Origin of the sequence: Nesiotobacter zosterae, assembly GCF_033843645.1 — a bacterium.
Classification (GTDB): domain Bacteria; phylum Pseudomonadota; class Alphaproteobacteria; order Rhizobiales; family Stappiaceae; genus Pseudovibrio; species Pseudovibrio zosterae.
In genome coordinates, this window is the sequence record NZ_JAWXVZ010000005.1 from 242,897 (window position 1) to 260,970 (window position 18,074).

14 protein-coding genes are annotated in these 18,074 nt (G+C 56.7%); 7 read left to right on the forward strand and 7 right to left on the reverse strand.

The features are described from left to right. Window positions 1–102 precede the first annotated feature (102 nt). Genes Q3Y58_RS09375 through lptF form a run of 3 tightly spaced genes read right to left on the reverse strand, consistent with a single transcriptional unit; the run spans window position 103 to window position 4,773 of the window. Entirely contained in the window at window positions 103–2,490 is a 2,388-nt protein-coding gene (locus Q3Y58_RS09375; RefSeq protein WP_319622032.1) for an LPS-assembly protein LptD, read from the reverse strand. Continuing rightward, window positions 2,490–3,584 (reverse strand): LPS export ABC transporter permease LptG, encoded by a 1,095-nt coding sequence (lptG, locus tag Q3Y58_RS09380; protein WP_274216991.1) that lies wholly within the window; start codon window positions 3,582–3,584, stop codon window positions 2,490–2,492. The genes Q3Y58_RS09375 and lptG overlap by 1 nt, the downstream gene beginning before the upstream one ends. 1 nt (window position 3,585) lies before the next feature. Then, window positions 3,586–4,773, reverse strand: coding sequence for an LPS export ABC transporter permease LptF (gene lptF / locus Q3Y58_RS09385; protein ID WP_319622033.1), 1,188 nt, complete (start codon window positions 4,771–4,773; stop codon window positions 3,586–3,588). Between the two features lie 238 nt (window positions 4,774–5,011). Here lptF and Q3Y58_RS09390 point away from each other — a divergent pair, with 238 nt between their 5' ends. The 3 genes from Q3Y58_RS09390 to Q3Y58_RS09400 all read left to right on the forward strand — a co-directional run bounded on the left by Q3Y58_RS09390 (window position 5,012) and on the right by Q3Y58_RS09400 (window position 8,193). After that, window positions 5,012–6,514: a leucyl aminopeptidase gene (locus Q3Y58_RS09390; RefSeq protein ID WP_319622034.1), complete on the forward strand. Its 1,503-nt coding sequence runs from the start codon at window positions 5,012–5,014 to the stop codon at window positions 6,512–6,514. A gap of 516 nt (window positions 6,515–7,030) precedes the next feature. Continuing rightward, the gene (locus Q3Y58_RS09395; RefSeq protein ID WP_274216988.1) at window positions 7,031–7,480 is read left to right on the forward strand and encodes a DNA polymerase III subunit chi; all 450 of its coding nucleotides are present in this window, start codon (window positions 7,031–7,033) and stop codon (window positions 7,478–7,480) included. After that, the gene (locus tag Q3Y58_RS09400) at window positions 7,477–8,193 is read left to right on the forward strand and encodes a class I SAM-dependent methyltransferase (protein ID WP_319622035.1); all 717 of its coding nucleotides are present in this window, start codon (window positions 7,477–7,479) and stop codon (window positions 8,191–8,193) included. The genes Q3Y58_RS09395 and Q3Y58_RS09400 overlap by 4 nt, the downstream gene beginning before the upstream one ends. 211 nt (window positions 8,194–8,404) lie before the next feature. Here Q3Y58_RS09400 and Q3Y58_RS09405 read toward each other — a convergent pair whose 3' ends face one another. Further along, on the reverse strand, window positions 8,405–8,821 hold the full coding sequence (locus tag Q3Y58_RS09405; protein WP_319622036.1) for a VOC family protein: 417 nt from the start codon (window positions 8,819–8,821) through the stop codon (window positions 8,405–8,407). A 68-nt stretch (window positions 8,822–8,889) separates the two neighbouring features. Beyond that, on the reverse strand, window positions 8,890–10,776 hold the full coding sequence (locus tag Q3Y58_RS09410; RefSeq protein ID WP_319622037.1) for an ABC-F family ATP-binding cassette domain-containing protein: 1,887 nt from the start codon (window positions 10,774–10,776) through the stop codon (window positions 8,890–8,892). Window positions 10,777–11,418: 642 nt separating this feature from the next. Here Q3Y58_RS09410 and Q3Y58_RS09415 point away from each other — a divergent pair. After that, window positions 11,419–11,655, forward strand: coding sequence for a hypothetical protein (locus Q3Y58_RS09415; protein WP_319622038.1), 237 nt, complete (start codon window positions 11,419–11,421; stop codon window positions 11,653–11,655). 1,001 nt (window positions 11,656–12,656) lie between these two features. Here Q3Y58_RS09415 and Q3Y58_RS09420 read toward each other — a convergent pair. Beyond that, window positions 12,657–13,190, reverse strand: a complete 534-nt coding sequence (locus tag Q3Y58_RS09420; protein WP_274216983.1) for a DinB family protein — start codon at window positions 13,188–13,190, stop codon at window positions 12,657–12,659. Window positions 13,191–13,545: 355 nt separating this feature from the next. Here Q3Y58_RS09420 and ndk point away from each other — a divergent pair, with 355 nt between their 5' ends. Beyond that, window positions 13,546–13,968, forward strand: a complete 423-nt coding sequence (gene ndk / locus Q3Y58_RS09425; RefSeq protein ID WP_319622039.1) for a nucleoside-diphosphate kinase — start codon at window positions 13,546–13,548, stop codon at window positions 13,966–13,968. 96 nt (window positions 13,969–14,064) lie between these two features. Here ndk and Q3Y58_RS09430 read toward each other — a convergent pair whose 3' ends face one another. Next, window positions 14,065–14,712 (reverse strand): LysE family translocator, encoded by a 648-nt coding sequence (locus Q3Y58_RS09430; protein WP_319622040.1) that lies wholly within the window; start codon window positions 14,710–14,712, stop codon window positions 14,065–14,067. A 299-nt stretch (window positions 14,713–15,011) separates the two neighbouring features. Between Q3Y58_RS09430 and Q3Y58_RS09435 the strand changes: the two genes are divergently transcribed. After that, window positions 15,012–17,102: a molybdopterin-containing oxidoreductase family protein gene (locus Q3Y58_RS09435; RefSeq protein WP_319622041.1), complete on the forward strand. Its 2,091-nt coding sequence runs from the start codon at window positions 15,012–15,014 to the stop codon at window positions 17,100–17,102. Window positions 17,103–17,369: 267 nt separating this feature from the next. Further along, window positions 17,370–18,032, forward strand: coding sequence for an FRG domain-containing protein (locus Q3Y58_RS09440; RefSeq protein ID WP_319622042.1), 663 nt, complete (start codon window positions 17,370–17,372; stop codon window positions 18,030–18,032). Window positions 18,033–18,074 lie beyond the last annotated feature (42 nt).

The window sequence follows — 18,074 nt, forward strand, 5'->3', positions numbered from 1 at the left end:
ACTACGTTAAGTAAACGGGTGACAGCGGCAGTTGAGCGTTACCATTAAAAAGCGAGCGCGGCATTCAGATGGCCACGCTCAAACTCTTTGAAACTTATAACACTACTCACTTGAAGTGGATAGGCTCGTATCGCCAATCGTTCGCAATCCGACCCGGAAGAAGAAGGTCTTTTCAACGGGTTCACCGTTGTTTCGGCTTCTGTCTTCCCCATAGGAGAAGGAAACCGAGAAGCCTTCATCGTCATAACCGATACCGACGGCGTCCTGAACCACCTGACTATTGACCAAGTCATAGCGCACCGAACCAAACAGACGCCAGTTTTCCTGCAGGGTCAGGTTGGTGGAACCAACAAGTTCCTCGCGGTCTTCATTGATACCCGCATCAGGACGTTCACCAAGGAACGCATAGGCAACGGCAGCAGACAGTGGGCCGTAGCGACCGCTTGCGGTCACTTCCGCACGCTGAATAGAGAAGTCATCTTCATCAAAGCGTGCGTTGCTGCCAATGCGGAAGCCCGTATTGGTATCAAAGTAAAGCGCAGTCACCCAGTCAGACTGGTCAGTCTCAAGACCGGAGTCGCCCGTTGCGTCCAGGATATCCGGAATCTCATAGGAGTTGTCTCCGGCAAGCTGAATGGACTTACCGAACGTGGCGCTCACGAAGGAGCCTTGGTCAAACTGCAGACGGTACTGCAGGCCAAGGTTGGCGCGCGTGCCGCCTTCGTCACGATCAAAGCCGGAGAATTTGTCCCATTCGAACAGGGTAGAGGCGTCAAACACGATGGATTGCGCATCTTCGTTTGGCAGTTCACCAATCTTTTGTTCATCGGGGCGCACGATGATCTGCGCAATTGGTGTAATCACCTGATTGCCGCCCTTGAAGGTCGCGATGAACGGATACTTGTATTCAAGGCCAATCGCAGGCATCCCGCGGAACGCGATGGTGTCATCCGTGAGCGATGTCACGTTCTTGTCCGCAGATTCCATCAAGTAGAGATTGGTCTTCACATAGGCAAACGGGGTAAACACCTGTCCCAACGGGTCAATCAGCGTGCGCCGCCAGGTCATGTTGGCGCTGGCGCGTGTGAATGTACCTTCAACACCGCGGAACCGATTGTTGTTGTTCACTGAGAACGCATCGGTGGTGTTGCGGGTCAAGCTGGTGATGTTGCCCGTGTAGGAAAGCTCACCGCCCAGGATCGGATCCGCAAAGATCACGGAGTGATCGATGACCGGATGCACAACGGGCTGCTTTTCCTGAAGGTCATCATCAACAGGGGAGAACGGCGCCGTCGGGTTTGCTGGATCGTTCGGGGTCGGGTTGTCTTCCTGAGAAACCTGGAAGGCGTAAGCGTTGGCTTCAAAGCGATTTCGCTCTGTTACGCCATTCAGATAGATCTTGGAGACCTCCGAGGCAGAACCAAACTTCGCAAACGAATAGTCTTCGCGGAACGCCCGGTCGGTGGCGTAGGTCAGATCCCACCCGGCAGACCAGCGATCCGTCAGGTCGTACGCACCTTCCGTGTTGATGATGAAGCGGAAATCTTCGTCACCACTGGAGCCGACAAACTCGTCAGGATCAGCCTGATAGATGCCACCTGTCGAGATCGAGTAGCCGCCGTTCAGCGTCTCCTGACGCCAATCCAGCTGCAAAAGCGCACCTTGCTTGGAAAGCGGGGTGAGGGTCGTGGTCAGATCATAATGCGGATCAAGCGCCCAGTAGTAAGGGATGGACGCGCCATACCCAAGGCGGCTCTTGAACACCACTTCCGGGAAAAGGAAGCCAGAGCGCCGTTTCACTGAAGGGTCAGGCAGTTCCAGAAAGGGCACGGTGGCAATGGACTTGCCCAAGAACTCCAAGGAAGCTTCCTCAAAGTAGATGGTTTGTTCCTGCCGGTTATGGATGATCTTTGCTGACTTGATGCGCCAGAGGGAAGGCTTGGCCGGGCTGGTATAGACCGTGTAAACGCCGTCGTTCAGTGTGATCTCGTTGGCATTCGTGCGCTCGGCACTCTGTGCGATCAAACGGGTGAACTGCGGTGTATCGATACGCAGGGAACGGATGAAACCTTCGCGGAAATCATCGCTCAGTTCCAGCTCATCGGTCAGAATGAGATTACCGTCCGGCTCCGTCATGCGCACATTGCCAATGGCAGAGAAGCGGCCGGTCTTGCGGTTATAGACAACGCGGTCCGCTTCCAGAGTGTATTCATCAAAATAGATGTCTACAGAGCCAGAGGCCGTAATCACGTCATTGTCGAAATCGTATTGAAGATTGCTTGCTTCAAGCAGCATCGGTTGCGTGGTGTCGATGCTTTGAGAAACTGCGCCCTCAAAATCAACCTGTGCGTGTGCATTCGTCGTCATCCATGCGGTCGCATTTGCGCACACCAAAGCAAGTGCAGAAACACCTGCCAGATAGCTGGCAAACTTGCGCCCACGCGCTTTTTCAGAACGACGTTGTCCTAGGAGGGATGGCAATGCCACCATTAGCCATCCTCCTGATTCAACAGGATCGTAAAACCCATAAGTACCCCAAATACGCCAGGTGCCCACGCAGCTACTTCTGTAGGGACGATACCCGCGCCCCCTAAATCTCTAGAGAGTTCAGATACAACGTAAAGCACGAAGCCTGCAACAATGCCACCCACAATAAGACGGCCAATTCCACCAAAACGCGAAACTCTTAACGACACCGCCGCAGCGATTAATATCATTGCCACCAAAAGAACCGGCTTGGCGAGCAGACTCTGATACTGAAGTGCATACCGATAGGCGGGAAGTCCCGCTCTTTGTGAGAGTTCTATGAACCTCGGCAGATTCCAGAAGCTGATTGACTCAGGGGATGCAATGCTTTCCCGCACCTCAGTTGGCGTAAGGTAAGTGCTTAACGTGTAACTGCCATAAATTTGTGGATCACTATCCACTCTAAACACAGTCACATCGCTGAGCCGCCACATGTTATTGGCCAGAATCGCCGTACTGGCTTCGATTCTCTCTGCGAACTCACCATCGCGGTCGAAGGCGAAGATGGTTACCCCGTTCAACCGGCCGCCGCGATCCATGATGTGGCGGGCGTGAACAACGGATTCGCCGTCCGCCCCGTCCTGCCGCAGCCAGACTTCCCCAGTGGTTTGAATCAGATAGGTCTGCTCCACGCCAAAAAGGCCGGCTGCAAGCTCATCGGACATTTCCTGCAGCTTCACTGCCGCCGGGTTGTAAACGCAGATCGCAAATACCCCGAGAAAGATGCCGGTCAGGATCGCTGGCATGGTGAACTGCCACACGGAAATGCCCGCGGCGCGCGCCACCACAAGCTCAAGACTGCGCGACAGGCTCAAGAATGCCCAGATGGAGCCGAACAGCACCGCAAAGGGCAGCACTTGTTCCAAAATAAGAGGGACGCGCAGCGCCGAAATAGCGGTTACACGCATCAACGAGAAGGCGTCGTCATCGCTCCCGCGGCGCACCAGTTCCAGCACGTCGAACAGAAAGATCAGCACCGCTGAAAACAGGAACAGCCCGATAATCGATTTGAAAAAACGCAGGGAAATGTAAACGGAGAGGGTCTTGCCAGCCATCATTTCAGGCGCTCTCCCCACTCTCTGCTTTCCGGCGCCCCAAGCGCTTGGTTCTCATGCGCTCCATTAAGGTCTCCAGCTTGAAAGAAAGCTCGCTCAGCCATGCAGGTGTGCGCCCAAACACAATTGACCAGACCGCGAGCAGTGCCGCAATCACCGGGATCGCATAGAGTATAGGGAAAAGAGACACTTGAGAGTTCACAATCATTGTGCCGCCAAAGCCAAGTGTGCGCACGGCAAAGCAGCTCACAAAAGCGCCAAGCAGCGACATGCTTTGGTTTTGACGGGTGGTTTTTGCTGAGCCGAGAAATGCATAGAGGATCAGACCGAATGCCAGCGGATAGAGTGGCTGGCTCATGCGGTCATGAAACTCCACGATCAGGCGGTTCCAATGCCGCTGGGCGTAGGTATCGTCAGGGTCGGCGTTCAAAAGTTCTAGGGTAGGGCGGTCGCTGGCCTTGTAGGTGGGCTCGCGCGCCTCCGGGATCATGCTGGACAAGTCAAAGCCGTAGGATTCAAAACTCACGATCGAGATGTCGCTGCTGCCTTGCGGGCGGCGCTGAATGGTCCCGTCGAGCATCACCAGAATGGTCTTGTCTGCCGCTTCAATGATCCGGCCGCGCTCTGCGGTGTAGGTAAAGCCTGTTTCCTGTTCGCGCTCATCACTCAACAGCAGGCCTTCCAGAATGCCATCACCGGAGCGGTTGCGAATATGGAATGTCAGCCCGTCTTCAATTTCGATGAAACGGCCGGGTTTGACGATGTTTGCCACCAGGTCAACGCGCACCTTGGTAATCTCATCGCGCATCAAGGCGCGGCTCGTCGGTGCAAGGTAGGTCGAGAAGAACCCCAGCAGCAGGGCGATCAGCAGCGAGAACAGCATGATCGGGCGCAAGACGAGGCTGCGCGACGCGCCAGAGGCATTGATCACGATCAGCTCGCTGTCCCGCGCCATGCCGTTCAGCACGATGATCATGGCAATGATCATGGCAAACGGCGCAACGATCACCACAAGAAATGGCAGGCCCAGCATGGTGATGTAGAAGAACTGGAGTAGTGTCTGTCCCTTGGAGGTTACAAGATCGAGCTGACGCAGAGCCTGAGTGGACCAAACCACGCCTGTCATCGCGATCAATGTAACAAGAAAAGAACCCAGCGTTCTTCTCAGGATGTAGCGTTCAATCGTTTTCATTGCACCGGGCGCGTAGGGCTCTGCTTCTCATTCTGGTTGTCGTTTCTCTTAGCACGGATCGTTTGGCAAGATAGCTCCGAACCATCAATTGATGCATAAACTCTCAGATTTATTGGACTGATCTTGAAAGCAAACGCATTAGCGGCCATTGTCTCTTCATAATTCACAGCGCTCCTCCACATGAGTGCTACCTTTCCTAAAAGACCAATCCAACAATCACGGAAGAAAGAAGGATCCAATGGCAACTCTACCGTCCATTAGAATCAGTGGTTTGGGCAAACCCTCCGAAGCCGTCGCTGTCATTTTTGCGGAAAAAGAGAACAAGCTCTCTGATCAAGCCGTTGATATGGTGGGTGGGGACGCAGCATTCATCGAGCGTGCTGCAAAAATCTCCGAGTTTGAAGGCAAGAAGTCGTCTTTCCTTGATGTCATCGCACCAGAAGACAGTGCAGTGGACCGCGTCATCGTGGTCGGTCTTGGTGATGCAGCTGAGCTGGAAGAATCCGATTGGCGCAACCTTGGCGGCGAACTGGTGGGGAAGCTGAAATCCCTCAAGATCGAAAAGGCTGAGCTGCGTTTTGATGCGCCAGACGCCTCCGCAGAGACGCTTGCAGCGTTTGCGCAGGGCGGTTTCCTGCGCGGCTATGTGTTTGATGCTTACAAGACCACCAAGAAGGAAGAGGAAAACAACGCTGACTGGGCGCTGTCACTCACCATTCAGTGTGGTTTTGAGGCCGAAGCTGCCGCAGCATGGAAAGAAGCTGAAGCTGTTGCGGGCGGTGTCCTGCTGGCGCGCGAGCTGGTGGACCTGCCGCCAAACGCGCTTGGCCCGGTTGAGTTCGCGCAAAAGGCTGTCGATCTTGGCGCTCTTGGTGTCGAAACCGAAGTTCTGGATGTTGAGCAGATGGAAAAGCTCGGCATGCACGCTCTTCTCGGTGTGGGGCAGGGTTCCCGCCGCCCATCTCGCCTTGCCATCATGAAGTGGAACGGCGGCAAGGACGGTGATACTCCAATCGCTTTCGTCGGTAAGGGCGTTGTCTTCGACACCGGCGGCATTTCACTCAAGCCAGGTGCTGGCATGGAAGATATGAAGGGCGACATGGGCGGCGCAGCCGCGGTAATCGGCCTCATGCATGCGCTTGCCGCGCGCAAGGCACCGGTCAACGTAATCGGTGTTCTGGGCCTGGTGGAAAACATGCCAGACGGCAATGCACAGCGTCCGGGCGACATCGTCACCTCCATGTCTGGTCAGACCATTGAGATCCTGAACACAGACGCCGAAGGCCGCCTCGTTCTGGCAGACGCGATCTGGTACACGCAAGACCGCTTCAAGCCGAGCTTCATCATCGATCTGGCAACCCTGACCGGGGCCTGCCTCGTTGCACTGGGCACCCACCGCGCAGGCCTGTTCTCCAACGATGATGAGTTGGCAGAGCGCATTCACAAGGCGGGTGAGTTTACCGATGAGAAGGTCTGGCGCCTGCCTCTCGGCAAGGAGTACGACAAGATGATCGATACGCCGAACGCCGACATGCGCAACACCGGTGGCAGCCGTTTTGCCGGTGCAACAACGGCAGCCCAGTTCCTGCAGCGTTTCACCAATGAAACCACATGGGCGCATTTGGACGTTGCGGGCACCGCCATGGGCTCCAACAAGAACGCCATCAGCCAGGGCTGGGCCTCCGGCTTCGGCGTACGTCTTCTCGACAAGCTGGTCAAAGACCACTACGAGAACAGCTAAAACAAAAGGCTGGTCGGGAAACCGACCAGCCTTTTTCGTGAATTTCTCAGGGCTGCCTGGCAGCCACGATGCCTGAAAATCTCTTTGATTTGAGAGCTTAACAGGTCTGATAATCCTGACAGATGCTCTGGTTTTCTGGGAGCATGGCGCCAACGGCCGCCGTTACTCCAACCAGGCCACACACCAAAACAAAAAACAGGACGATACGCGACAGCATTAGGCGCCTCTTGCACTCAAAAAGGGACTATATCCAGAGACACTGTAGTCAGCTCTCCGGATGAATCATGCATTGATAATTCAGTGGTTTTCTTTAAGCACTGTTAATTGAAGCGAGCATGACGGAAAGTCCAGTCTCAAAGCAGTGGATCACACTATTATCAACGAGACTTCGACGGTGCGCCCCAGTCGTTTCTGGATAACTCCCCGGTCCGTGGCGGAAATGTGGTGCTGTTGCCCGTCAGGATGGTAGGACCACATTGTTCTCGCAAGACATGACTCGTAACTCCGGATGGTCCCATGAGCGAAGTGCTATTCTATCAACTCTCGCTGTTCCCGCTTGAAAAGGCGCTGCCGCAAATGCTGCAAAAGTGCATTGAGCGCGACTGGGCAGTAACCATTCAGTTCGGCTCTCAAGAGCGCTGCGAAGCCATTGATGCCCATCTGTGGACGTATTCGGACGACGCTTTTCTGCCCCATGGAACCAAGAAAGATGGTTTTGAGGAAGCTCAGCCAATCTACCTGACCACAGAAAACGACAATCCGAATGATGCCATTGTCCGGTTCGTGGTAGACCGCGCGCCAATGCCCGATCCTTCCGGCTATACCCGTGTGGTATACATGTTCGATGGCAATGATCCGGAAGCCCTTCAGGAGGCCCGAAAGCTTTGGGTCGAGGTAAAAAAGACCGATCATGAGCTGACCTACTGGGCACAAACACAAAATGGGGGCTGGGAGCGCAAGGGATGAGCCGGGCAAAAACACCTGAGCACCTTCGAGCGGAGCGTGAGGCTTTGCGGACGCGGCATGATGCTATTCCCGGGGGCACCGGAGATGGCGATTGGGAGACCCGCAAGAATTGGTTTGATGCCGTTTATGAAACGGCAGCGGGAGATGCCGGGCAGGTGCCTTGGGCGGAGCTGCGCCCCAAGGCACCCATTTTGAAGTGGCTCGACTCCCATCCGGGGCGCGGTAAGACTGCTTTGGATGTGGGGTGTGGACTTGGTGACAACGCAGAAGCTCTGGCCGGCGCAGGGTATGAAACAACCGCGTTTGACGTATCCCCAAAAGCCATCGAATGGGCAAAAAAGCGGTTCCCGAACAGCCCGGTGGCCTATCGTGTCGAGGATCTTTTCGCCCTTCCAGAGGATCTCATTCTAGCCTTTGATGTGGTCTATGAATGCTACACCATTCAGGCCATTGCTCCGGAGCAGCGCTCCGACGTGATCAAGGCCATTGCCTCGTTGGTCAAGCCGGGCGGAACCTTGCTGGTCTTGCAACGCACCACCACTGAAGCGGAACGTAGCGGACCGCCGTGGCCGTTGCTTGACTCAGAGTTATCAGCGTTTTCTGAGGTAGACTTAAAGTTGCATATCCGGCAGGACTACACGGAAACGCGTCCGGATGGACGCCAGATCCCTCACTCTTTCCTGATCTATGAAAAGCCCGCGTCTTCCAGCTAGGCGCGAGGCTTAGCCATTGCCCTGAGGGCACTGACTGGATTCTGTTTCTGAGCCTGTTGACTCATTCTGTGAAGCAGCTGAATCGAACGATGATTAAAACTATGTAAGTAATTGAAAAGTATTTGCAAAAGCCCGTTGGAGGCAGGGCGGCGCGCCGCCACTCCCAGCATCAGATCCGCTTTTGCCGGTCATGGCGAAAAGGGCTTTGGCCCTATCTTGTTGCCATCGGGTGTTCCGGGTTGAACTGCAGAAGGTCCCATAGGTTGCCATAGAGGTCCTCAAAGACGGCAACAGTGCCATAGTCCTGCGTCTTTGGATCGCGAGTGAACTTGATGCCGAGGGATTTCATCCGCTCGTAATCGCGCCAAAAGTTATCCGTACTCAGAAACAGAAAGACCCGCCCACCGGCTTGATTGCCGACAAACGGGCGCTGTTCTGGCTTGGACGCCTTTGCCAGAAGCAAGGTCGCGCCGTGAGAGCCCGGCGGGGCCACCACAACCCAGCGTTTGTCCTGTTCCGGTTGGTACGTGTCTTCAATGAGTTCGAACTGGAGCTTGTTCACATAGAAATCGAGGGCCTCGTCGTAGTCGTCGACCACCAATGCAATGTGCATGATGTTTTGCTTCATCTGCGTTGCCCATTCCCATTCATGTGCACAAGGGCACGCCCGTTCCAGCCCAAGCGGAGAAGGGTGTGTTACCCTTCAGCGCTTGCTTGTTCATACTCGTCTGACAGCATGAGCCAGTTTTCTTCTGTCTCTGCCAACAGCTTGACCGTATCGGCACGCTTCTTGGCGTAGTCCGTCGCCTTGTCGGGAGCCTTGGTGTAGATCTCCGGGTCCGCGAGCAGGCCGTCCAGCTTCTCGATCTGTTGCTGCAGCTTCTCCATGTCTTTTTCCGCAGCCGTGATCTTCTTCTTCAGCGGAGCAAGCTGAGCGCGCTTTTCTGCAGCCTCCCGGCGGCGGTCGCTGGCAGAGCCTTTTTTCTCTTCCGCCTTGCTGTCATCCTTGGCGGGGGAGGCGTCGCCTTGCAGAATGTAGCGCCGATAGTCGGCCATATCGCCGTCGAAGTTGCGCACGGTGCCATCAGCCACCAGCCACAAGCGGTCCGCGCAGGCCTCAACCAGGTGCCTGTCGTGGCTGATCAGGATCACCGCACCCTCATAGTCATTGATGGCGTGCACCAGCGCCTCGCGGCTATCGATGTCAAGGTGGTTGGTCGGCTCATCGAGGATCACAAGGTTCGGACCGTAAAAGGTGGCCAGCCCCAAGAGCAGGCGGGCTTTTTCACCCCCGGAAAGGTCTTTGGCAGGGGTCAGCATCCGGTCGGTTGGCAGGCCAAACCCATCAACACGGGCGCGGATCTTGGACTCCGGTGCTTCCGGCATCAGGCGGCGCACATGTTCAATGGGGTTTTCATTGGGCATCAAGTCGTCGAGCTGGTGCTGGGCAAAGAAGGCTGTGCTCAGCTTGGCGCTTTGCACCATGTCTCCGCCTTGCAGCGCCAGACGTCCGGCAATCAGCTTGGCGAAGGTGGACTTGCCATTGCCGTTGGCCCCCAACAGCGCGATCCGATCATCATGGTCGATGTTCAGGTTCAGGCGTGACAGCACGGTCTTGTCGTCATAGCCAACCGAGGCGCTTTCCAGCTTGATGATTGGCGGCGAAAGCTGCGTATCCGGCTTCGGAATGCGGATTGGCAGGCCCGAGCTTTCATCCAGCACGGAGATGGGCTGCATCTTTTCCAGCATCTTAAGCCGCGACTGCGCCTGACGGGCTTTGGAAGCCTTGTAGCGGAACCGGTCCACGAAGCTTTGAATGTGCTTGCGTTCCTTCTCCTGCTTTTCCTGCGCTTTTTTCTGCAAGATGATGGTCTCGCGGCGCTGGCGGTCAAAGCTGTCATAGCCGCCGCGATAGAAGGTCAGCTTGCCTTGATCCATATGGACGATGCTGTCCACGGCCTTGTTGAGCAGGTCGCGGTCGTGGCTGATCAGCACCACTTGGTAGGGATAGCGGGCGATGTAGGTTTCAAGCCACAGCGTCCCTTCAAGGTCGAGATAGTTGGTCGGCTCGTCCAGCAGCAAGAGATCAGGCTGAGAAAACAGCAGCGCTGCCAGCGCCACACGCATCCGCCACCCGCCAGAAAAGTTGGCGCAGGGCTGTTGCTGCTCTTCAAAGCTGAAGCCCAAGCCGTGCAAAATGGCCGAGGCGCGCGCTTCTGCGCTATGGCTATCAATGTCGGCAAGGCGGGTATGGATCTCCGCGATGCGATGCGGGTCTGTCGCTGTTTCCGCTTCCGAAAGAAGCGCGGTGCGTTCCGTATCAGCAGCCAGCACCACTTCCAAAAGCGTGTCCTGCGTGCCCGGCGCTTCCTGCGCCACCTGGCCAATGCGCGCCTTGCGCGGCATCTGCACATCACCGCTTTCAGAGGAAATCTCACCGCACAAAAGCTTGAACAAGGTCGACTTGCCCACGCCGTTGCGGCCCACAAGGCCTGTCTTTGCGCCCGAAGGAATGGTCACACTGGCGTTGTCAATCAACAGCCGGCCGGCAATGCGGTATGTAAGGTTCGAAATCTGTAACATGCCGGTCTGTTTGCCGCCGTTCTTTTGCAAACACAAGGGTATAAATCCACGCAGCTCAGATTTTCACCGCCACAAGAACCACCCCGTTGCCCGCCGCACCTCTCACCCCCACCGCACTCACCACACACTCCCACCGCACACGCCCACCGCACTTACCACACACCCCGCGCCTGTGAACCTCACCACACCCACCACACACACCCGCCGTCATCCCGCACTTGATGCGGGATCCAGAAGGACGCTCACCCCAAGTACAGGCGACCGGTACTTGGGTTCTGAGTTCGCAAATGCTCACGCTCCTTGCGCTGGATCCCGGATCTACGCCTCACATGCGTTCGCCTTGTCCGGGATGACAGTGTTGTGTTCTTGGCGCACCACACACCCCGCCGTCATCCCGCACTTGATGCGGGATCCAGAAGGACGCTCACCCCAAGTACAGACGACCGGTGCTTGAGGTTCTGAGTTCGCAAGTGCTCACGCTCCTTGCGCTGGATCCCGGATCTGCGCTGCGCTTGTCCGGGATGACAGTTTTGTGTTCTTGGCGCACCACACACACCCGCCGTCATCCCGCACTTGATGCGGGATCCAGAAGGACGCTCACCCCAAGTACAGGCGACCCGTACTTGGGTTCTGAGTTCGCAAATGCTCACGCTCCTTGCGCTGGATCCCGGATCCGCGCTGCGCTTGTCCGGGATGACAGTGTTGTGTTCTTGGCGCACCACACACCCCGCCGTCATCCCGCACTTGATGCGGGATCCAGCCGGGCGCTCACCCCAAGTACAGGCGACCGGTGCATGGGTTCTGGGCTCGCAAATGCTCACGCTTTCTTCGCTGGATCCCGGATCTACGCTGCGCTTGTCCGGGATGACGCCGGAGTAGGTCGAGGGCAGGAGGGACTTTTACTCTCCTTTCAGCAACGCCCGCGAACCCCTCGCACCTATGCCACCCGCACCCATGACACCCCACGCTTTGTGAACCTCACCACACTCACCTCTCACCCCCGCCGTCATCCCGCACTTGATGCGGGATCCAGCCGGGCGCTCACCCCAAGTACAGGCGACCGGTGCTTGAGGTTCTGAGTTCGCAAATGCTCACGCTCCTTGCGCTGGATCCCGGATCCGCGCTGCGCTTGTCCGGGATGACAGTGTTGTTTTCTTGGCGCACCGCTCACCCTCGCCGTCATCCCGCACTTGATGCGGGATCCAGCCGGGCGCTCACCCCAAGTACAGGCGACCGGTGCATGGGTTCTGGGCTCGCAAGTGCTCACGCTCCTTGCGCTGGATCCCGGATCTGCGCTGCGCTTGTCCGGGATGACAGTGTTGTTTTCTTGGCGCACCGCTCACCCCCACCGTCTTCCCGCACTTGATGCGGGATCCAGCCGGGCGCTCACCCCAAGTAAAGGCGACCGGTGCTTGGGTTCTGGGCTCGCAAGTACTCACGCTCTTTACGCTGGATCCCGGATCTACGCTGCGCTTGTCCGGGATGACGCTGGAGTAGGTCGAGGGCAGGAGAGGCTTTCACTCTCCTCGCAGCAACGCCAACGAACCCCGCGCACCCATGACACCCCAAGCTTTGTGAACCTCACCACACACACCCGCCGTCATCCCGCACTTGATGCGGGATCCAGTAGGGCGGTCACCCCAAGTACAGGCGACCGGTGCTAGGGTTCTGCGCTCGCCGGTGCTCACGCGCCTTGCGCTGGATCCCGGATCTACGCTGCGCTTGTCCGGGATGACAGTGTTGTGTTCTTGGCGCACCACACACGCCAATCGTCATCCCGCACTTTGGCCGGCACTGTTCCTTTTAAAACAAGAAAAACCCTGCCAAGGCGGGCAGGGTTTTGGAAGGTCAGGTCAGGTTTTTAAAGAATGGCAGGCCGCTCAAGGGCGCACCATGTCCTCCTCGCGCGCCATGCCAAGGCCGGTTTCGCGCTGGAAGTAGATCATGTCCACCGCCTCGGGCGTGCGGCCCAGCTGGGTCAGCATGCCATGAACCTGGCCGCGGTGGTGGGTCTGATGGTTGAAGAAGTGGAACAGCGCCGCCCCCAGGGGCTGCTGCATCACAAGAGGCTTGCGCACGGTGCGATAGATCAGCGTGCGCATGAAGTCGCGCTCCTGCATCCGGTCGATGACCGAGATGATGCGCTCATCCATGAGCTTGCGCTTTTCGCGCAGGTCCGCAAAGCCACCGGTCAGCGTGTCGTCCAGACTGTCATAGGCTTCCCCTTCGCCGGTAAAGCGATAAAGCCACAAACGGTCTGCAACAAGCTGGTGGTCAAGCGTGCCGTGGATCGAGTTGAAGTAAACTCCCAGATCACGGTGATAGTCCGCCTCATCAAGCTGGGCACATTCTTCCAGGAGAAGGTTGTTCGCCCACTGGTTATAAGCGGCGAACATGACAAAGGCAGCTTTCATTCTGCAAATCCTTTCAGTGTGCGGGTTAACTTATCATCACCGGAAAACGGCTCTCGCGAATTGACCGGAATCAAATCTGAGGCCCTGTGGTATTCGCATTATAAAAATTTAAAGGACGCTACGGATCTTGGCGGGAATACTTAAGTTGTTGCTGCCCGAGCGTTTCCTAGGGTTTTTCGTTGCAGCGCAATCATATCTCGGGATTCTACGTGCCTCGGCACTTGCAAAAACACGTAGTTTGTCGCTATATCCGCCCCGAGTACTGGAAAATTATTTCCAGCAAGGGCTCTTTGCGGGGAGCATAGCTGCACAAGAGCTGTCCTCAGTTATCAGCTAAACCTACAGGCAGGATAAAATGGCCATCGAACGTACTTTTTCCATGATCAAGCCAGATGCAACCAAGCGCAATCTGACCGGTGCAATCACCGCCAAGCTTGAAGAAGCTGGTCTGCGCGTTGTTGCGTCCAAGCGCGTATGGATGTCCCTGAAGCAGGCAGAAGGCTTCTACGCTGTGCATAATGAGCGTCCGTTCTTTGGCGAACTGACCGAGTTCATGTCCTCCGGCCCAACCATCGTTCAGGTTCTGGAAGGCGAAAACGCAATCGCGAAGAACCGCGAAGTCATGGGCGCAACCAATCCGGCAGAAGCAGCTGAAGGCACCATCCGCAAGGAATTTGCCCTGTCTCTGGGTGAAAACTCCGTACACGGTTCTGACGCTCCAGAAACAGCAGCTGAAGAAATCGCATACTGGTTCTCCGAGACCGAAATCGTAGGCTAATCAGCCTCCGCTCTGGCGGAAACGAAAATGCGAGGAGCTGGCAGCACTGTCAGCTCCTTTTTCTTTGGGTAAGGTGGAAGACAAGCCCGCAGGCCGTCAACTCGCAATAGCCCGCGCCGTGAGCAGCTTCAGGGCAAAGCCGCCCATAAGCCCGGCAAAGGCCCAGTCAAACACCCGCATGGCCTTGGGGGAAGATTTCAGGCGCTTGGCAATGCGGTCGGCACAAAGAACCATCAAAAGACAACAGGGCAACCCAAGACACAGGAAATAAAGGCCCAGAAACAGGAGCTTTCCAGTCGCGTTGGGGTCCCCAACGGAAATGAACTGGGGCAGGAACGTCACGAAGAACAGGATGATCTTCGGGTTCAGCAGGTTGATGGTGAGCCCTTGAAGGTAGGTCTTCATCAAAGGCTCAGGTGGCCGTGCAGAGCGGTCCAGCGAAAGACCGGTTCCACTGCGCACTGCCGCCACTGCCAGATAGACCAGATACGCCGCCCCAATGTACTTCAGCACCGTAAACGCAGTAGCAGAAGCGGCCATCAGCGCTGACAGTCCTAGGGCCGCGGCCAGCGAGTGAACCACAACACCTGACGACGCGCCCAAGATGGCGGCAACGCCCGCGCGCTTGTTCTGTGTCAGCGTCTTGCTGAGGAACAGCATCATGTCCGGCCCAGGTGTCAGGGCCAAAAGAATGCCCGCCAGAGAAAAGGCCGCGAGCGTTGCGGGATTGGGAATGAAGTCCATAAGATCCTCTGGCCAGTAACCAAAACACACGTGTATTGAACGTTTGAAAGCCGGCTTGGCAAATCACAAATCGTGTGGCCCTGTAACATAGAGGCTGACCGGTGCTCTATGCGCCGGTTTTCTGAGGAGCCAGATGCAGGTCAGGAACGGTCCCTGGCCGGGGAAGCCGATCAAACCGGCGTGATCGGCGTTTTGCTTTCGCACTTCTTCAAATTGCAGCAGCCTATGGTGTTGTGCGAGCGCTGCTCCTTGACTAAAGTCGCCACCATATCGGGAAAAATAGATACAAGTAGCGTTTGATGAACAAAGCCGTTAAGCCACCACGCAAGTTTTCTGCGTGTCCGCATGATTGCCCATCTACCTGTGCTGTAGAGGTTGAGCTCAGCCCGGAAGGCCGCGTCAAGCGCCTGTTCGGTGCCAAGGACAACACCTATACGGCCGGTGTCATCTGCGCCAAGGTGGCGCGCTATTCGGAGCGTATTCACCATCCGGATCGGCTGCTTTATCCGCTTCGGCGCACGGGGCCCAAAGGCAGTGGCCAGTTCGAGCGCATTTCATGGGATGAGGCGCTTGATGAGATCACCGCGAAATTCCGTGCAGCTGAAGAAAAGCACGGCCCGCAAACGGTTTGGCCCTACTATTATGCAGGCACCATGGGGTTGGTCCAGCGCGACAGCATCAACCGGTTGCGTCATGCCAAGGGCTACTCGGGCATGTACGGTACGTTTTGCACCAACATGGCGTGGACCGGATACATCGCCGGAACCGGCAGCCTGACCGGGCCGGACCCGCGCGAGATGGCGCTCTCCGACTTTGTTGTCATCTGGGGCACCAACGCGGTGGCCACTCAGGTCAACGTCATGACCCATGCCATCAAGGCGCGCAAGACCCGTGGTGCCAAGATCGCCGTGGTCGATGTCTACCGCACGGAAACCATGAAACAGGCCGATATGGGCCTGATCATCAAACCGGGCACGGATGCAGCGCTGGCCTGCGCGGTCATGCATGTCCTGTTCCGTGATGGCCATGCCGACCGGGACTACATGGCGAAATTCGCAGATGTGCCGGAAGAGCTGGAAGCGCACCTTCAGTCCCGTGGCCCCGAATGGGCGGCAAAGATCACCGGCCTGAGCGTTAAAGAGATCGAGGACTTCGCCAACCTCATTGGCACTACGCAGCGCACCTTCTTCCGCCTAGGCTACGGCTTTACCCGATCCCGAAACGGCGTTGTCTCCATGCATGCCGCGTCCTGTATCGCCGTTGTGGGTGGTCACTACCAATACGAAGGCGGCGGCGCGTTCCACAACAATGGCGGCATCTTCAAGCTGAACAACTCGAAGATCGAAGGTCATGAGTTGAAAGACCCCACTATCCGCCAGCTCGATATGGGGCAGGTGGGCCGTATCCTGAATGGAGATGAAGAGGCGCTGCTGGGTGGTCCGCCCGTCACCGCCATGATCATTCAAAACACCAACCCCATGTCAGTAGCGCCGGAGCAGGAGCTGGTGAAGAAGGGGTTCGCCCGTGAAGACCTCTTCACCGTTGTGCATGAGCAATTCATGACAGAGACCGCCGAGATGGCCGATATCGTGCTACCGGCAACCCAGTTTCTGGAGCATGACGACATCTATAAAGCAGGGGGCCAGCAAAGCATTCTGTTTGGACCAAAAATCATCGAAGCGCCGGGTGAAGCGCGGGAGAACCTTTATCTCCTCAATGAGCTGATCCATCGGTTGGAGGGGGCCCCGCTGGACGCCCATTCCTGGACAGCACGTGAGCACGTAGATTGGATGCTGCATGCATCTGGATATGGTGGGCTGGAGCGCCTCGAAAGGGAGCGCTGGATTGATTGCCAGCCCGAATTTGAAGAAAGCCACTACCTGAATGGCTTTGGCTATCCGGACGGCAAATTCCGCTTCAAGCCGGATTGGGTCAACGTTCCTGCGCCCAATGTAGGGCCAATGGGCCCATGGCAACAGCTTCCAAGCCTGCCGGACTATTGGGAAACCCCGGAAAAGGCCACGGACAGCGAGCCGTACCGCCTTGTTACAGCTCCGGCGCGTTCCTTCCTCAACTCAAGCTTCAACGAAACCGAGTCTTCGTTGAAGAAAGAAGGGCAACCCGTAGCTATGTTGCATGCAGATGATGCCGCCGCGCTGGGCGTTACCGATGGCGACGTGATTGCGCTCAAGAACGCTCGGGGCGAAGTTCACCTCCACGCGGAAATCGGCGAGCGGGTGCGAAAAGGCACCGTTGTCTCCGAAGGCTTGTGGCCCAACAAGAGCTTCATCAATGGGAACGGCATCAACACCTTGACCGGAGCCGATCAGGTCGCGCCGTTTGGTGGCATGGCCTTCCACGATACCCGCATCGCCATCGAAAAACTCTGACTCAGTTTTTGATGGCACCGTTGGCTCAGGCGGAGAGGGCGCATTCTTCCTCTCCGGGGCCTGGTTGCCACTCAAAGGCGCGATGGCAGGGCAAGTGGCCTCATTGTCGCGCTGTATCCTTCCCAATTGCGCATGGCGTTTTATGCAACCTATGATCCAGTCTCCTGAACAGCTGGGAAGGGTAAGCCGCTGCGCGATTTTGACGAAACTCTGGAAGTTCCCAGCAAGACTGTCTGCACGCTTCTTGAATTCCTGCAGCAGGTGGATGTGGACCACCCGCACGATGGTGCTGTCATCTATCGCGGGCAATCGCGGCCGGGCAGTTTGTTGCCGTCCATTGCCCGCCATATGCCGAACTGGAACAGCACCGACATCGAAAAGCGCATGATCGTCAAGCTCAGACAGATCGGTGCAGCACACATCTCGGCAAAGGAAAGCGATTGGGAGGTGCTTGTCAAAGCGCAGCACTACGGCCTCAAGACCCGTCTGCTGGACTGGACCTCAAATCCGCTGGCAGCGCTCTGGTTTGCCTGCAACGGGGTGCTCTCCCATAACCGGCAATACACCTACATCTACATGCTTGACACCCGCGAGCTTGACATGCAGCCCGATCTGCAAAAAGGGCCATGGGATCAGGAGAAGACCCGCGTCTATCGTCCCCATCTGAATAATCCCCGTGTCATCGCGCAAAATGGCTACTTCACGGTCCACCAGTATTCAGAGCATTTCGGCAAGTTCCTCTCTCTCGATCACGCGCCCGATGTTTATGCCAAGATCACCGAGTTCAAGATCCCGAAGGACTGCGTGCGCGGCATCATGGCATCCTTGAGCTATCTGGGCATCGGCGCGGCCAGCCTCTACCCAGACCTCCAAGGCGTGTGCAACGCCATCAACCAGCAATTCCTGTATGACTTGGATTGCAATGGATGAGAAAAAATAATCGATAACAGGGCGGCGAATAGCTGGAACGAG

What these genes read in the sequence shown, in the direction of transcription:
- Q3Y58_RS09375 (WP_319622032.1), bottom strand. Translation starts at nt 2,490, where the DNA reads ATGGTGGCATTGCCATCCCTCCTAGGACAACGTCGTTCTGAAAAAGCG.
- lptG (WP_274216991.1), bottom strand. Translation starts at nt 3,584, where the DNA reads ATGATGGCTGGCAAGACCCTCTCCGTTTACATTTCCCTGCGTTTTTTC.
- Q3Y58_RS09395 (WP_274216988.1), top strand. Translation starts at nt 7,031, where the DNA reads ATGAGCGAAGTGCTATTCTATCAACTCTCGCTGTTCCCGCTTGAAAAG.
- Q3Y58_RS09415 (WP_319622038.1), top strand. Translation starts at nt 11,419, where the DNA reads ATGCTCACGCTCCTTGCGCTGGATCCCGGATCCGCGCTGCGCTTGTCC.
- Q3Y58_RS09400 (WP_319622035.1), top strand. Translation starts at nt 7,477, where the DNA reads ATGAGCCGGGCAAAAACACCTGAGCACCTTCGAGCGGAGCGTGAGGCT.
- Q3Y58_RS09390 (WP_319622034.1), top strand. Translation starts at nt 5,012, where the DNA reads ATGGCAACTCTACCGTCCATTAGAATCAGTGGTTTGGGCAAACCCTCC.
- Q3Y58_RS09405 (WP_319622036.1), bottom strand. Translation starts at nt 8,821, where the DNA reads ATGAAGCAAAACATCATGCACATTGCATTGGTGGTCGACGACTACGAC.
- Q3Y58_RS09410 (WP_319622037.1), bottom strand. Translation starts at nt 10,776, where the DNA reads ATGTTACAGATTTCGAACCTTACATACCGCATTGCCGGCCGGCTGTTG.
- Q3Y58_RS09420 (WP_274216983.1), bottom strand. Translation starts at nt 13,190, where the DNA reads ATGAAAGCTGCCTTTGTCATGTTCGCCGCTTATAACCAGTGGGCGAAC.
- Q3Y58_RS09435 (WP_319622041.1), top strand. Translation starts at nt 15,012, where the DNA reads ATGAACAAAGCCGTTAAGCCACCACGCAAGTTTTCTGCGTGTCCGCAT.
- Q3Y58_RS09430 (WP_319622040.1), bottom strand. Translation starts at nt 14,712, where the DNA reads ATGGACTTCATTCCCAATCCCGCAACGCTCGCGGCCTTTTCTCTGGCG.
- ndk (WP_319622039.1), top strand. Translation starts at nt 13,546, where the DNA reads ATGGCCATCGAACGTACTTTTTCCATGATCAAGCCAGATGCAACCAAG.
- lptF (WP_319622033.1), bottom strand. Translation starts at nt 4,773, where the DNA reads ATGAAAACGATTGAACGCTACATCCTGAGAAGAACGCTGGGTTCTTTT.